This is a genomic window from Methylobacterium sp. PvP105, assembly GCF_017876975.1.
GTDB classification, from domain to species: Bacteria; Pseudomonadota; Alphaproteobacteria; order Rhizobiales; family Beijerinckiaceae; genus Methylobacterium; species Methylobacterium radiotolerans.
In genome coordinates, this window is the sequence record NZ_JAGIPA010000001.1 from 3,806,048 (window position 1) to 3,821,355 (window position 15,308).

The 15,308-nt window shown below is 70.4% G+C and carries 10 protein-coding genes and 1 tRNA gene; 4 read left to right on the forward strand and 7 right to left on the reverse strand.

Annotated features, from left to right (window positions below):
- Positions 1-566: 566 nt before the first annotated feature.
- From J3A75_RS18805 to J3A75_RS18830, 5 genes are all read right to left on the reverse strand, one after another.
- Positions 567-1,784: a flagellin gene (locus J3A75_RS18805; RefSeq protein ID WP_070999578.1), complete on the reverse strand. Its 1,218-nt coding sequence runs from the start codon at positions 1,782-1,784 to the stop codon at positions 567-569.
- Between the two features lie 686 nt (positions 1,785-2,470).
- Positions 2,471-2,674 (reverse strand): hypothetical protein, encoded by a 204-nt coding sequence (locus J3A75_RS18810; RefSeq protein ID WP_012319471.1) that lies wholly within the window; start codon positions 2,672-2,674, stop codon positions 2,471-2,473.
- A 603-nt stretch (positions 2,675-3,277) separates the two neighbouring features.
- Positions 3,278-3,353 (reverse strand) — tRNA-Lys (locus J3A75_RS18820).
- Between the two features lie 100 nt (positions 3,354-3,453).
- Entirely contained in the window at positions 3,454-5,019 is a 1,566-nt protein-coding gene (locus J3A75_RS18825; protein ID WP_012319619.1) for a 2-isopropylmalate synthase, read from the reverse strand.
- A gap of 330 nt (positions 5,020-5,349) precedes the next feature.
- A complete protein-coding gene (locus tag J3A75_RS18830; protein ID WP_029360599.1) occupies positions 5,350-6,141 on the reverse strand; it encodes a hypothetical protein in 792 nt (263 codons plus the stop codon).
- A 260-nt stretch (positions 6,142-6,401) separates the two neighbouring features.
- Between J3A75_RS18830 and J3A75_RS18835 the strand changes: the two genes are divergently transcribed.
- The 4 genes from J3A75_RS18835 to ubiB all read left to right on the forward strand — a co-directional run bounded on the left by J3A75_RS18835 (position 6,402) and on the right by ubiB (position 10,883).
- Entirely contained in the window at positions 6,402-7,139 is a 738-nt protein-coding gene (locus J3A75_RS18835) for a carbonic anhydrase (RefSeq protein WP_012319621.1), read from the forward strand.
- Positions 7,140-7,280: 141 nt separating this feature from the next.
- A complete protein-coding gene (leuB, locus tag J3A75_RS18840; protein ID WP_070999658.1) occupies positions 7,281-8,390 on the forward strand; it encodes a 3-isopropylmalate dehydrogenase in 1,110 nt (369 codons plus the stop codon).
- Positions 8,391-8,503: 113 nt separating this feature from the next.
- Positions 8,504-9,289 carry a bifunctional demethylmenaquinone methyltransferase/2-methoxy-6-polyprenyl-1,4-benzoquinol methylase UbiE gene (gene ubiE, locus J3A75_RS18845; protein WP_012319623.1) on the forward strand — a complete coding sequence of 262 codons (786 nt, stop codon included), beginning with the start codon at positions 8,504-8,506 and terminating at the stop codon, positions 9,287-9,289.
- Between the two features lie 31 nt (positions 9,290-9,320).
- Positions 9,321-10,883, forward strand: a complete 1,563-nt coding sequence (ubiB, locus tag J3A75_RS18850) for a 2-polyprenylphenol 6-hydroxylase (protein WP_043073869.1) — start codon at positions 9,321-9,323, stop codon at positions 10,881-10,883.
- A 52-nt stretch (positions 10,884-10,935) separates the two neighbouring features.
- Here the strand turns inward: ubiB and J3A75_RS18855 are convergent, their stop codons facing one another.
- Positions 10,936-13,911, reverse strand: a complete 2,976-nt coding sequence (locus J3A75_RS18855; protein ID WP_199825844.1) for a response regulator — start codon at positions 13,909-13,911, stop codon at positions 10,936-10,938.
- Positions 13,908-15,140: a cell division protein ZapE gene (gene zapE, locus J3A75_RS18860; RefSeq protein ID WP_024829764.1), complete on the reverse strand. Its 1,233-nt coding sequence runs from the start codon at positions 15,138-15,140 to the stop codon at positions 13,908-13,910. Before zapE ends, J3A75_RS18855 begins: the two co-directional genes overlap by 4 nt.
- Positions 15,141-15,308 lie beyond the last annotated feature (168 nt).

Here is a 15,308-nt window from a genome sequence, read left to right on the forward strand (position 1 = left end):
CAGTGGCGGTCGACGGTTCGGACGTCTGCGCCGCCAGCACGCCAGGGCGAGGGTCCAAACGCGGCCGGGCGCGTCGAGACGATGGGACCTTCGGCATGACGCCGGGCTAGCGTGAGTCGCCGTCCACGACGAGTCCGCGGCACGCGGCGAGGTGCCACAAGCCTCCGCTCGCGGTCGGCGAAGGTCGCAGTCCGGTTTCAACCCGGTCCAGCCGCGACCCCTAGCCTGTCGGAAGCCCAGAAGCCGACCTTGCTGGCAGAGTGGTGCTCACGTGTCGGGCCCTAAAGTCACGCCGAGAAGATCCGCGTTATCTCGAAATTTTTCAATCGGGGAATTTCTGCGGTCCTGATCTGATTGTATTTTGGCACGAAGCTCTGCAAGCCCTCACTTGGCAATTGTCGAGCGAGTCGAATTTGTCGATGCCAGCTCCCGACGAAGCTGAGTGATCGTTCGGCAGTCGGTCATGACAGTTTCGCTTTTACCCGCGCGCGCTTGCATGATGTGCGCTCGATCGAAAGCGGCCGGAGCAGAGCTCCGGCCACCTCATTAGTTGAAAAGACGGTTGCTTACCGCAGGAGCTGGAGGACGCCCTGCTGGGCGGAGTTGGCCAGCGACAGGGCCGAGATGCCCATCGACTGACGGGTCGACAGCGCCTGCGAGTTCGCCGCTTCCTGGTTCAGGTCGGCGTTCGTCAGGTTGGCCGAACCCGTGCTCAGCACGTTGATCAGCTGCTTGGAGAAGTCCTGACGGTTCTGAACGACCGACAGGTTCGAGCCCAGGGAGCTCGCCGCGGAGTTCAGCGTGTTGCCGGCGCTGGTCAGGGTCGCCAGGGTCTTGTTGACGTCCGAGTTCAGCAGGAAGTTGCCGAGACCGTTCTGGCTCGACGAGTTGTTCGAGCTGGTGATCGACGACAGACCGAGACCGCTCGCCGTGGCGTCGACCGAGGCGACGTTGAGGGTCGAGCTGCCGGTGTTGTTGAACTTGATGTTCAAGTCATTGCCCTTGCCGGCAATGAGGTTGACGCCGTTGTAGCTGGCGTCGCCGGCGAGCTGCGTGATCTGGTTGAGCAGGTTGTTGTACTGGTTCGCCAGCGAGGCGCGCTGCGTCACGCCCGAGATCGACAGGTCGCTGGAGACGACGGTGCTGGCGGCGGTGCCGTAGGTCGAGGCGGTGGTGGCCGAGGCGGTGAAGCCGAGCGCCGTCTGGCTGCCGGAGTTCTGGAATTCGACGTCCGCCTGGGCGTTCAGGACGATCTTGGTGCCGGTGCTGTCGACCGAGAAGATCGCGCCGGCGCCGAACGAGCCGCTCGACGCGGTCGAGGCCGAGCTGACCGCAGAGTTCAGGGCCGCGACGGTGGCGCTGATGCTCGAGGAGGCGGCGACCGTGGCGGAGACCGAGGTGCCGTTGATCGTCAGCAGGACCGTCTGGGAGGCGGTGCTGGCGCTGTAGGCGTTGGCGGCGGTGCCGGTGGTGGAGAGCTGGGTCGAGAGCGCCTGGTTGGCGATCGACTTGGCCTGGTCCACGAGCTTCTGGATCGAGGTGATGCCCTGGTTGGCGGCCTGGATCGACTGGATGCCGTTGGAGACGCCGTCGAGGAGCGAGTTCAGGCTCGAGGAGCGGCCGTCGAGGGCCTGAGAGGTGAAGAAGTTGGTCGGGTTGTCGAGGGCGGAGTTGACCGTCTTGCCGGTGGCGAGGCGGTTCTGCGTGGTCGCCATCAGCTGGGCGGTGTCCTGCAGCGACAGCAGGTTCTGGCGCGTGGCGGCCGACAGGGTGATCGAGGACATGGGGCTCTATCTTTCTGGCTCAACATGCCGCTTCTGCGGCAATCTCATGAGCAATAATACGGATGTCAGATCAACTTGGATTCGGAAACAATCTAGAAATTAAGATATCACAGTAAACGGCCCAATAATTGACGTCAGCGTCTAGGACTTTGCTTAAAGTTGATGGCGCGGGACATTCGATCGCCCGGAAGTTGATTTGCTGCAACTTGAGGCGGCTGGGACGCGACCGATACAATCCGGCGTGTCTTCAGCAGCACCTGTCAGCCACGCGCATCTGCCACACCACGTTCATGCGCACTCGGCGAATTGCCTTGCCGCTATCCGAGCCGACATCCGCCGATCTATCGTCGGAGAGTCCAGGGCCGACTCATTCAAAATCCAATCGAGCATCCATCTTGTTCGTTGCCTGGACGCGAGACGGCCGCGGGAGGGTCACGAACGGCCTTCAACAATCGGGATGTCTGAGACAGAGACCGAAGAGCGACGTCTGCTTCGATGCGGTTGCCGTCCAACAGCGGACCAGCAGCAAACCACCCGTAGCGGACGTCGCGGAACTTCCGGACTGGGGCACCAGCGGACGGCAGTGCTAGCGGTCGATTTCGTCGCCGATCGGCGCCACTGCGACGCCGGCGGCCCGAAGCGCGGTCACCGCCTTCATGATCGGGTCGGCGGCGGCGTCCATGCCGCTATCCCAGCGCGATCAACATCCAGGTGCGCGCCTTCGCCATCAGGTCGCCGTCCCCGGCTTGAGGGTCGGACGCGATCACGCGGTCAATAATCTCGCGCGCGTCCGCGCCGCTCATCCCGATTCCCTGCACGAAGCCACTCAGCCGCTCGGAGAGACGTTCGATGGTCGCCGCGCGGTCGGCGCTCGGATCGGTCTCGCTCATTCTTTCACCGGATGGGCCAACAGGATCGTGGTCCGGACCATGTTGCGCTTCCAGGCCGGCTTTTCGGTGGTCAGCGCCTCGGCGGCGCGCGCGTCGGTGCGGAGCGTCTCGACGAGGTCGAGCGTCCAGCCCTTCGCGAGCGGCTAGGCCTCGGTTGCCAGATCCGCGAGCACGGCGTCGACCGCGGCGTCGATATCCTGATCGGTCACCTCGGCGGCCTTGCGCAGTTCGGTGACGGGCGGGGGTTCTCTGGCCATGGGCCGGCCAATTGCAGCGTGGTCGTCGTCGAGTCCATGAGGCCGACCCGCACAGCGAGGGCGAGCAGGTCGCCGTCCGTCAGCGTCTCGCCGTCGACCGGCCAACAGGGCAGCCCGCCTGTCCATGGCCCCACGGTGTGCCGCGGGCTCGAAGCGCCGCAACAGCTTCGCTGATCGGATCGTGGCCATCGCTCATGAAGCGACGCTACCGCGAGCCGAGGAAGCGCGTCGAGGCTGGCTGACCGCAGAGCGGTTCGGGAGGCAGAGAGGGGGGCTTACCGGTTCGCCCTGCTTACCATGCGCTCACCGGGATCGTGATCCGGTAAGCAGGAAGTAGGCTAAGTCTTGGTGGGCGCACTAGGGTTCGAACCTAGGACCCGCTGATTAAGAGTCAGCTGCTCTACCAACTGAGCTATGCGCCCGATCGCGTCTGCGACCGCCCGGTGGCCACCAAGTCCGTCCGGGGTGGCGGGCTGATACCAACGCGGCCGGGGCCTGTCCAGCCCCGGCCGCAGCTTTTTCTCATTCCGCCGCCGCATGCTGTGCATGCACGCGCACGGAATGGGCCGACAGCTTGTTCAGCGCCGAGAGATACGCCTTCGCGGACGCCACCAGCGTGTCCGGATCGGCGCCGCGCGCGGTGACGCTGCGCTCGCCGTCGCGCAGGCGCACCGAGACCTCCGCCTGCGCGTCCGTGCCGCCGGTCACGGCATGGACCTGGTAGAGCTCCAGCTGCGCCTGGTGCGGGACCAGCGCCGAGATCGCGTTGAACACCGCGTCCACCGGCCCGTTGCCGTCCGCCTCCTCGATCCGCGTGCCGGTCTCGTCGGCGATCCGCAAAGTCGCGCGCTGCGGGCCGCGGGTGCCGGCGATCACCGACAGGGAGACCAGCCGGATCCGGTCGTGGGCCGTGGCGAGGTTCTCGTCGACCAGCGCCTCGATGTCCTCGTCGTAGACGTGCTTCTTCCGGTCGGCCAAGGCCTTGAAGCGGTCGAAGGCGTCCTGGAACTGGTTGTCGGACAGGTGCAGGCCGAGATCCTCCAGCTTGGAGCGGAAGGCCGCCCGGCCGGAATGCTTGCCCATCACCAGGGAGGTCTTGGTCAGCCCGACCGAAGCGGGCGTCATGATCTCGTAGGTCTCGGCGTTCTTGAGCATGCCGTCCTGGTGGATGCCGCTCTCGTGCGCGAAGGCGTTGCGGCCGACGATCGCCTTGTTGAACTGCACCGGGAAGTTCGTGGCGTGGCTCACGAGCTTCGAGGCGCGGGTCAGCATGGTCGATTCGACGCCGGTCTCGTAGGGCAGCACGTCCGCGCGGGTGCGCAGCGCCATCACGATCTCCTCGAGCGCGGCGTTGCCGGCCCGCTCGCCGATGCCGTTGATCGTGCACTCGACCTGCCGGGCGCCGCCCTCGATGCCCGCCAGGGAATTGGCGATCGCGAGGCCCAGGTCGTTGTGGCAATGGACCGAGAACACGGCCTTGTCGGCGTTCGGCACGCGCGCGCGGACGTTCGCGAACATGTCGCGGTACTCCGACGGCGTGGCGTAGCCGACCGTATCGGGGAGGTTGATCGTCGTGGCGCCGGCCTTGATCGCCGCCTCGACGCAGCGGCACAGGTAGTCGAGCGGCGTGCGGGTCGCGTCCATCGCCGACCACTCCACGTCCTCGACGAGGTCGCGGGCCTGGGCCACGGTCTTCAGGATGATCTCGACGACCTCGTCCTGGCTCTTGCGCATCTGGTGCGCGAGATGGATCGGCGAGGTCGACACGAAGGTGTGGATCCGCGCGCGCTTGGCGTGGCGCACGGCCTCGCCGGCCCGGGCGATGTCGGCGGGGATGGCGCGGGCGAGGCCCGCGATGGTCGCGCGCTTGGTCCGGCGGGCGATCTCGGAGACCGCCTCGAAATCGCCGTTCGACGCGATGGGGAACCCGGCCTCGATGATGTCGACGCCCATCGTGTCGAGCAACTCGGCCACCGCGAGCTTCTCGTCGAAGGTCATGGTGGCGCCGGGGCACTGCTCGCCGTCGCGCAGCGTGGTGTCGAAGATCAGGATCCGGTCGCGGGCGGAGGCGGTGCTGGTCGTGGTCATGGCATTACCCTGTCGCGGGCCGCCCGGCACGGGATGGCGCGGCGCGGCGTGGTGCCCTCGCGGGCGGATTCGCGAATGAAAGAACTCCCCTGAAGGCCCAGGCGCGCGCCCGGACGGCCCTCAGGGGCGGGTAAGCAGGAGCGGAAGAAGGAGCCCGGAGCGGCGCGCACGGGACCGAAGCGCCGTAGAGGCGGCGCGGGCGGTCTCGGTCGCTGAGCCGGCTCTGGCCAAGGCTCGTCTCTCCTGTCGGCGGCCCGCGCGGGACGGTCTCACGGCGCGGTGCCGCCCGTAGGTATCCCCGCAGCGGCCGGAACACAAGCGAGACCGGCGTCAGGACGCGCGGGCCGGGACGGTCGCGGCCGGCGGCGCTGCGAGGATCGCCGCCGCGAGATCGTCGTAGAACAGCATCTGCCCGGCGGCCCAGGCCTCGAATTCCGCCAGCAGCGTCGGATCGAGGGCTGTCAGGCGGCCGTCGGTGATCCGGATCCATCCCGCCGCCTCAGCCTCGCCGAGCAGATTGCCGATATGGGCCCGCGACACGTCCAGCCGCTCGGCGAGGCCGCGCAGGCTGAGCGAGACCGCCGCCGGCGCTCCGGGCACCGTGACGGCGTAGTGGGCCCCGACGAGGGCGGTGAGCAGCGGGTAGCCGCAGTCCCGACCGGCGAACTTGAGCACCCGCGGGAACGGGGCGATGAGCGTGCCGTGCCGCAGCACGTGGGCGGCCGACCGGCGGACCAGTTCCCCGAGCCGGTCCGGGCCGTCGAGCGTCCCGGCGCGGCCGGGGTCGCGGCGCTCGACGGCGTCCATGGCGGCGACGAACAGGCGCCCGCTGCGCGCGATCTCGGTGACGAGGGCCGGCGCGGCCTGCAGGCATTTCACCCGCCCGTCGCCGCGGTCCGCCACCGCGGTGACGAAGCGTCCGGCCTTCAGCGCCGACACGAAGCCGGCCGTCTGCCGCGGGCTCGATCCCACCATGGCCTGCAGGGCCGTCAGGGTGGGGCGGGGGCCGCCGTGGTGACGCCACGCGTAGTCGTTGTGGATCAGCATGAACGAGACCACGTAGCGCCCGATCTGGTTGAGCAGCTTGTGGCTGGGCCAAACTATCTGCGCCGGCTCGATCATGCCCCGGCAGTAACCGGCGACCGCCGGGCGGAAACCGCGCTCGGATCGAAGCAGAGCGATCCGATCCCGGAAATGATCGTCCAACATCCGTGCCCCGGTTCAGCCGGATCCGGACCGGAGGGATGCCCCGCGCCCGGCCTCAGGTCCAGGATTTCCTGCAAAGTTTGGACTCTGTGGTGAAGAACGCGCCGGGATACGACTCGCAGTGCTTGTCTCAGCGCTGCCGAAGCGAGCGGTCCGCCGGGCCTGGCCGGCCTCAGATGCGAAGGGGACCGTCCACCGTGTGCGATCTGCATCGACCCTCTCTCTCCCGGCGCGGCCTGCTGGCGGCCGCGGCGGCCGGTACCGCGATGGGGGCTTCCGCCGGGATCCGGCGCGCCGAGGCGGCCCTCGACGGGGCGCGATCGAACGCCATCACGCCCGAGGCGGCCCTGACGCGACTGCGCGACGGCAACGGCCGCTACGTGGCCAACACGCCGGCGAATCGGGACTTCGCGGCCGGTCGCGCCGCGCGCGCCGCGGCGCAGTACCCGATCGCCTGCATCGTCGGCTGCGCCGACGCCCGGGTCGCCCCGGACTTCATCTTCGACCAGGGACCGGGCGATCTGTTCGTCGTCCGCGTCGCCGGCAACTTCGTCACCACCGACGGCCTCGCCAGCCTGGAATACGGCGTGTCGGTACTCGGGGCGCCGCTGATCCTCGTGCTCGGCCACTCCGATTGCGGGGCCGTGAAGGCGACGATCGACGTCATGAAGACCGACGCGACCCTTCCCGGTCATCTCCCCGTACTGATCGACGCGATTCGCCCGGCGGTGGACCTGGCCGAGAAGGCGCGGGCGCAGGATCCCCTGGCCGAGGCCATCGCCCAGAACGTTCGGCACAGTGTCCGGCGCCTGCAACAGGCCGGGCCCATCCTCGCGGAGGCCGTCGCCGCCGGGCGCGTGAAGGTCGTGGGCGGCTTCTACGACATCGGCACCGGCCGGGTCGCGATGCTCTGATCGCGGGGGCGCGATCCCCCCGGTGCGCGGGCGGGCGCCCGGCCGATGCGGGACGCCGATGCTGGACGCCGATGCTTGCCAATGACGGTGCAGCCTCGATAAAGCCCGCCGGCACGTCGAGACCGAACCCGCGAGACCGTCATGGCCAGCTACAAGCTCCTCCTCCTCCCCGGCGACGGGATCGGCCCGGAGGTCGCCGGCGGCATGCAGGTGGTGCTCGACACCCTCAAGGAGACCGGTCTCGCGACCTTCGAGACCGAGACCGACCTCGTCGGCGGCTGCGCCATCGACGCGCACGGCGTCCCGCTGGCGGACGCGACCCTGCAGCGCGCCAAGGACGCGGACGCGATCCTGCTCGGCGCGGTCGGCGGACCGAAATGGGCCGGCGTCGCCTACGAGAACCGCCCCGAGGCCGGCCTGCTGCGCCTGCGCAAGGAGCTGGACCTCTTCGCCAACCTGCGCCCGGCGATCTGCTACCCGGCCCTGGCCGAGGCCTCGGCGCTGAAGCGCGAGCTGGTCGAGGGGCTCGACATCATGATCGTCCGGGAGCTGACCGGCGGCGTCTATTTCGGCGAGCCGAAGGAGATCACCACGCTGGAGGACGGCTCCAAGCGGGCGGTCGACACCCAGGTCTACACGACGGCCGAGATCGAGCGGATCGCCCACGTGGCCTTCGACCTCGCGGGCAAGCGCTCGGGCCGGGTCGCCTCGGCCGAGAAGCACAACGTGATGAAGTCGGGCGTCCTCTGGAAGGAGGTCGTCACCAGGGTGCACGCCGAGCACTACGCCGACCTGCAGCTGGAGCACATCCTGGCCGATAACTGCGCCATGCAGCTGGTGCGCCGGCCGAAGCAGTTCGACGTGCTGGTGACCGACAACCTGTTCGGCGACGTGCTCTCCGACATCGCCGCCATGCTCACCGGCTCCCTCGGCATGCTGCCCTCGGCCTCCCTCGGGGCGGTCGACGCGAGCGGCCTGCGGCGGGCGCTCTACGAGCCGGTCCACGGCTCGGCCCCCGACATCGCCGGCCAGGACAAGGCCAACCCGATCGCCATGATCGGCTCGCTCGCCATGTGCCTGCGCTACTCCTTCGGCCTCGGCGACGCCGCCGACGCCCTCGACGGCGCCATCACCGACGCCCTCGCGGGCGGCGCGCGCACCGCCGACATCGCCGGCGCCGGTGTCAACCCGATGGGCACGCGCGCCATGGCCGGCGCCGTGGCGGACGCGCTCCGCGCCCGGGTCGGCTGAGACACCCCTTCGGCGCGTCGCAGCACCGGGTCCGATCCCCAGCCGCCTGTTTCGACGCATGGCGGTCGGGCGCGACCTTCGCTATGACGCGCCCATCGAGGATTGGGAGCGTCATGAAGGCCGGAGACGGGGCGTCTGAGCGCGCGAGCGCGGATTTCGGCTTCGAGCGCGTGGCGCTCGACGAGAAGCAGGGGCGCGTCGACAGCGTCTTCCACTCGGTCGCCCGCCGCTACGACATCATGAACGACCTGATGTCGGCGGGCCTGCACCGGGCCTGGAAGGCGCAGCTCGTCTCGATGCTGCGACCGCCGCAGAACCGCGCCTTCGCGCATCTCGACGTCGCCGGCGGGACCGGCGACGTGGCGTTCCGCGTGCTGGCCGCCGGCGGTCCGCGCACCCGCGTCACCGTCCTCGACATCAACGAGTCGATGCTGCGGGTCGGCGCCGAGCGGGCGCGGGAGCGCAGGGTCGACGAGGCCGGCGACCGGATCGCCTTCGTGACCGGCAACGCCGAGGCCCTGCCGCTGCCCGACGCGTCCTTCGACGCCTACACGATCGCCTTCGGCATCCGGAACGTGCCGCGGATCGAGACGGCCCTCGCCGAGGCGCGGCGCGTGCTGAAGCCCGGCGGGCGCTTCCTCTGCCTGGAATTCTCCGCCGTCGACATCCCGCTGCTCGACCGCATCTACGACGCCTACTCGTTCAACGTGATCCCGCGCATCGGCGCCCGGGTGGCCGGGGACGCCGAGTCCTACCGCTACCTCGTGGAGTCGATCCGGAAGTTCCCGACCCGCGGCGCCTTCGCGGGCATGATCGAGCGCGCGGGCTTCCGGCACGTCACCGACCGGGCGCTCACGGGCGGGATCGTGGCGATCCATTCGGGCTGGAAGGTCTCTTGAGCGCCCCCGCGCGCGACGGGAGCCAGCACCGGTGATCAGCGCTGCCGTCAACCTGTTCCGCGGCGCCCGGGTCGGCTTCGTGCTGGCCCGCGAGGGCGCCCTCGCCTTCGCCGATCCCTCCGAGCTGCCGCCGCACCTGCGGCTCGCCCTGCGGATCGGCCGCTCCCTCGAGCGGCCTGGCCTCGACGACGGGGCCGCCCGGCTGTCGGCGGCCATGACGCGCCTCGGCCCGTCCTACGTCAAGTTCGGCCAGTTCCTGGCGACGCGGCCCGACATCGTCGGGATGCGCGCCGCCTTCGACCTGGAGAAGCTGCAGGACCGGGTGCCGCCCTTCCCGCAGGCGGTCGCGCTCCGCACGGTCGAGGCCGCCCTCGGCAAGCCCGTGAGCGCGCTGTTCGTCTCGTTCAGCGAGCCGATCGCGGCCGCCTCGATCGCGCAGGTCCACAAGGCGATCGTGCAGGATCCCGACGGCACGCAGCGCGCCCTCGCCGTGAAGGTGATGCGGCCCGGCGTCCGCGAGCGCTTCATGCGCGACCTCGAGGTCATGCGCTTCATGGCCCGGGTGGTGCACGCCCTGTCCCCGCAGGCGGAGCGGCTGCGGCCGCGCGAGGTGGTGGAGATCCTCGCGCGCTCGGTGCTGATGGAGATGGATTTCCGCCTGGAGGCGGCGGCCGCCTCCGAACTCGCCGAGAACACCAAGGACGATCCCGACTTCCGCGTGCCGAAGCCGGAATGGGAGCTGACCGCCCGCGAGGTGCTGTCGGCCGAGTGGATCGAGGGCACCCGCCTGCACAGCGCCGCGGAGCTCGCCGCCCAAGGGCACGATCCGCAGACCATCGGGCGGACCGTCATCCAGAGCTTCCTGCGGCACGCGATCCGCGACGGCTTCTTCCACGCCGACATGCACCAGGGGAACCTGCTGGTCGACGCCGAGGGCCGTCTCGTGGCGGTCGATTTCGGCATCATGGGCCGCCTCGGCCCGAACGAGCGCCGCTTCCTCGCCGAGATCCTCCTGGGCTTCATCCTGCGCGACTATCGCCGGGTGGCGAAGGTCCACTTCGAGGCGGGCTACGTGCCGGCCCACCACTCCGTGGAGGATTTCGCGCAGGCGATCCGCGCGATCGGCGAGCCGATCCACCAGCGCCGGGCCGACGAGATCTCGATGGCCAAGGTCCTGACCCTGCTGTTCGACGTCACGGCCCTGTTCGACATGAGCACCCGCACCGAGCTGGTGATGCTCCAGAAGACCATGGTGGTGGTGGAGGGCGTCGCCCGCTCCCTCGACCCGCGTCTCGACATGTGGACCACGGCCGAGCCGGTCGTGCGCGCCTGGATCGCCCGGAACATGGGGCCGGTCGGCCGGGCGCAGAGCGGCCTGGAAGCGCTCAAGGTCATCTCCGACGTCGTCGGTGACATTCCGGACCTCGCCATGCGGTTGAAGCGCGTGCTGGTCCGCCTCGACGAGGCCGGCACGGGCGACGCCCGCCGGCTGGAGCGCTTCGCCCGCAACGAACGCTACCGCGCGATCTGGTCGACGCTGGCCCTGTGGGGGATCGCCGTCGGCGCGCTGATGCTGGCGTTCCGGGGCCTCTGACGCGGCACCCGTCCCTGACCCGGGGCCGATACCGCCCGTCCTCCGCGGGCGCTCAGACGGGCAAGGTTCGCGGTCCGGCCGTGTCCTCGGTCGCCGGGATCAGGGCGCGCAGCTCGCGGGCGAGCTCGTTGAGGCCGGTCGAGCCCTTGGCGAGCACGCGGTCGGCCTGACCGGCCAGACGGCGGCGATCCTCGGCCGTGATGTCCTTGGCGGTGAGCACCACCACCGGCACGTCGCGGCTGTCCGGGCGGGCCCGGAGCGCCCGGAGAAACGCGAAGCCGTCCATCTCCGGCATCATCAGGTCGAGGAGGATGAGGGACGGCCGTTCGGCCTCCAGGGATTCGAGGGCGCGCAGACCGTTCTCCGCCTCGCGGACCGGGAAGCCCTCGCGCGCGAGATAGGCGCAGACGTGGTCGCGCACGTCGGCCTCGTCCTCGACCACGAGGATCGCGCCGTCGCCGGAGGCGGGCCGGAAGCGCTCGACGATCTGGCGCAGGCTGCCCCAGTCGAGCGGCTTCTGCAGGTAGTCGGTGGCGCCGAGGGAGAAGGCGAGATTCTGCTCGTCCAGAACCGTCACCATCACGATCGGCGTCGCGCCGATCTCGGGATCGGCCCGGATCGCCCGCAGCACCGCCCATCCGTCCATCTGCGGCATGGTGACGTCGAGGAGCACGGCCCGAGGATGCAGGCTGCGGGCGAGATCGAGCCCGCGCCGCCCGTCCTCGGCGACCGTCACCGCGAAGCCCTCGCGCTCCAGGAAGCGCGCCAGCAGATCGCGGGTCGCGGCGTCGTCGTCGACCACCAGGATCGTCCCCCGCTCTCCGGGATCCGAGGCGGCCGGGCCCGCGTCCTCGCCCGCGCCGGTCTCGAAGCGTGCCGGCAGCGTCAGCGTGAAGGTCGTGCCGGCCCCGTCCCGGCTCTCGACCGCGATCGCGCCGCCCAGCATCTCGGCGAAGGCCCGGGTGATCGCGAGCCCGAGCCCGGTGCCGCCGAACCGCCGCGTCGTGGAGGCGTCGGCCTGGGTGAACCGCTCGAACAGCTTGCCGAGCTGCTCCTGCGTCATGCCGATGCCGGTGTCGGTCACGGCGAAGCGTAGCGCGCCGTCGGCGCGGGTGACCGCCAGGGTGATGCGACCGTCCTCGGTGAACTTCGCCGCGTTGCTCAGGAGGTTGATCAGGCACTGGCGCAGCTTGGTGACGTCGGTGTGGGCGCTGCCCAGACCCGGCTCCAGCTCGAGCGCCAGCGTGTTGCCCTTCTTGGCGACGAGTCCCTCGACCGTCACCGCCACCTCCTGCACCACGGCGGCGACCTCGAAGTCCTCGGCGTAGATCTCGACCCGGTCGGCCTCGATCTTCGAGATGTCGAGCACGTCGTTGATCAGGCCGAGCAGGTGGCGGGCGTTGGTCTCGATCTTCTTCATGTCGGTGACGAGATCGGCCTCGCCGATATCCTCGAGCTCCTCCTGCACCATCTCGGAATAGCCGATCACCGCCGAGAGCGGGGTGCGCAACTCGTGGCTCATATTGGCCAGGAACTGGCTCTTGGCCGCGTTGGCGGCCTCGGCGGCCGCGCGCGCCGCCTCGATCGCGGCCTCGGCCTCCTTGCGCTCGGTGATGTCCGTGTGGGTCCCGACCCACTCCCGCAGGGTGCCGTCGGGTTCGAGGATCGGGACGGCCCGCACGCTCATGTGCCGGTAGGCGCCGGAGGCGGCGCGCATCCGGTGCTCGGTGGCGTAGGGTTCCAGGCTGGTGACCGCGCGGGTCCACGCGGCGCGGGTGTGCGCACGGTCGTCCGGGTGAATCGCGTCGAGGAAGCCGAGCCCCGCGTAGGCGGCCTCGTCCTGGCCGGTGAAGCGCGTCCAGGCGGTCTGACGGCGGTGGAGGCTCCCTTCCGGGTTGGCGGTCCAGACGATGGCGGCGCTCGCCTCGATCAGCGAGCGGAAGCGCTCCTCGCTCCGCCGGAGCCGGGCCTCCGCGAGGTGGCGGATGGTCTCGTCGACCACCACGAGGCCGACGCCCTCGACACTCTGATCGGCCGCCGCGCTCTCCTCGCCCCGAAGCGGGTAGAAGCTCATCGAGAAGTGCCGCACGCCGCCCGGCGCCGAGGGGGTCGGCACCGCGACCGGCACGTTCGGCGAGACCAGGCCTTCCGTCAGGGCCGCGGCCAGCTTCGGCGCCAGCTCCTCCCGCAGCGTCGGGAGCATGGCCCAGATCGGCGCGCCGAGATCGGCCCCGAAGCCGCGCTCGCTCATCGTGGCGAGGGCCCGGTTCATGTGCCGGATCTTCAGGTCGCGGTCGAGGAAACCGAGCCCCACCGGCGCGTTGGCGAGCACGCCGTCGAGGAGGCGCGACATGCGCAGGGATTCCTGCCGTCGCACCAGGGCGAGGCGCGCGAGCAGCACGATCGCCCCGAGGGCCGCCGCGGCGGAGGTCAGGAAGAGCAGGAGCCCGCGCCAGCCCTCGCGCGCCTGCAGGGTGGCGAGCTGCTCGAGGGTCGCGGCCTGGCGGGCCGCCGCCTCGGCGCGGATCGCGTCCATCAGGCGCTTGCCCTCGCCGGTCCGGACGAGGTCGATGGCGGCGTCGAAGCCCTGGTTCCGCCGCGCCTCGACCACCCGGGCGGCGAAATCGCGCTTCTGCGCGATCAGCCCGGCCAGCGACGGACCGCCGGCCCGCACCGGGTCCTGCGCGGCCGCGCCGAGGCCGGTCAGCTCCGTGTCGATCTTGGTGAGGGCAGTCGTGTACGGGCGGAGGTAATCCTCGCTGCCGACCAGCACGAAGCCGCGCTCGCCCGTCTCCAGGTCCTTGACCTCGGAGATCAGGCGCTCGATCCCGGCGATCGTCGCGTTCGCCCGGGCGGTCGCGGCCCGATCGGTCTCGCCGGTCACGTAGTTGGCCGTGCCGCTGCCCAGGGCGACGATCAGCAGGAGGAAGGCCGCCGGGGAGCCCAGGAGCCAGCCCAGCGGGCCGGCGCCGCGCCAGTTGCGCCGACGCAGCCCGAAGATCGATCCGGCACGCGACGGGGCGCTCACGTCTCCACCAGCCCGGTGCTGGCGCCCGACGCCTCGGAGTCCGGCCGGCCGTGCGGCTGGCCGAGATACTCCCGCGAGCGCATCTCGATCAGGCGCGAGACGGTCCGGTCGAACTCGAAGGCCTCGCGGCCGGTCTGGGCGGTGTAGAGGTCCTGCGCTTCCGCCGCCGCGGAGGCGACGAGCTTCACGTGCCGGTCGTAGAGCGTGTCGACCAGCGTGATGAAGCGCTTGGCCTCGTTCCGCTCCGCCTCCCCCATCACCGGGATCCCGTCCAGGATCACCGTGTGGTAGGCGCGGGCGAGCGCCATGTAGTCGGAGGCGCCGAGGGGCTGGCGGCACAGATCGTCGAAGCCGAACCGGGCTACCCCGGTCGCCTGCTCCGGAACCGCCACGGCCCGGCCGTGGACCGTGACCGTCGTCGGGAGGCCGCGGGCCTTTCCGGTCAGGGCCTTGAAGGCGGCATCGAGGGCCGCGCGCGCCGCCGCGTCGGCCGGCACATGGTAGACGGCCGCGCCGCCGAGCTTCTCGAGCCGGAAATCGGTCCGGGAATCGAGCCGGACGACGTCGACGCGCTCCTTGAGGGTCGCCACGAAGGGCAGGAACAGCGCCCGGTTGAGGCCGCCCTCGTAGAGCCGGTCCGGCTCGACGTTCGAGGTCGCGACGACGGTGACGCCGCGCCGGAACAGGTGGTTGAACAGGCGCCCCAGGATCATCGCGTCGGCGATGTCGGTGACGGTGAACTCGTCGAAGCACAGCAGGGTCGCCTCGTCGGCGAGCTGGTCGGCCACCGGGCCGATCGGATCGTCGCCCTTGACGGTGCCGGCCTTCAGCGCCTGCCGGTAGGCGTGGATGCGCTCGTGCGCGTCGGCGAGGAAGCCGTGGAAATGGACCCGTCTTTTCGGCTCCGGCGCCGCCTCGTGGAACAGGTCCATCAGCATGGTCTTCCCGCGCCCGACCGAGCCCCAGATGTAGAGGCCCCTGATCGCCTCGGCCTCGTCCTTGCGCCGGAACAGCCATCCCAGGGCGCTCGTCTTGCTGGCCCGCTTGCGGCGCTGAAGGTCGAGGACCAGCCGGTCGAGGGCGCGCACCAAGTGCGCCTGGGCCGGATCGCGCTCGATGGCGCCGGTGCCGACCAGCGCCTCGTAGCGCTCGTGGACCGGGCCGGGCGAGACGGCGCCGGCGAGCGCCGCCGGCGACGGTGCGATGGACTTGCCGGATCTGTCGTTCACGCCGCCGGTTCCTCGCTGCTGATCGCGGCACCGGTTCGGCACCCCCTTGCGCCCGCGTCGGCGGTCAACGACCCGGGGCCCGTTCCAGTGCCGCGCAAGCTCGGCCTGAATCAAGCCCGCGGCCGAACAGCCGCAGGGAAGCGTCCCATCGAACGTCCCTTCGAAGTG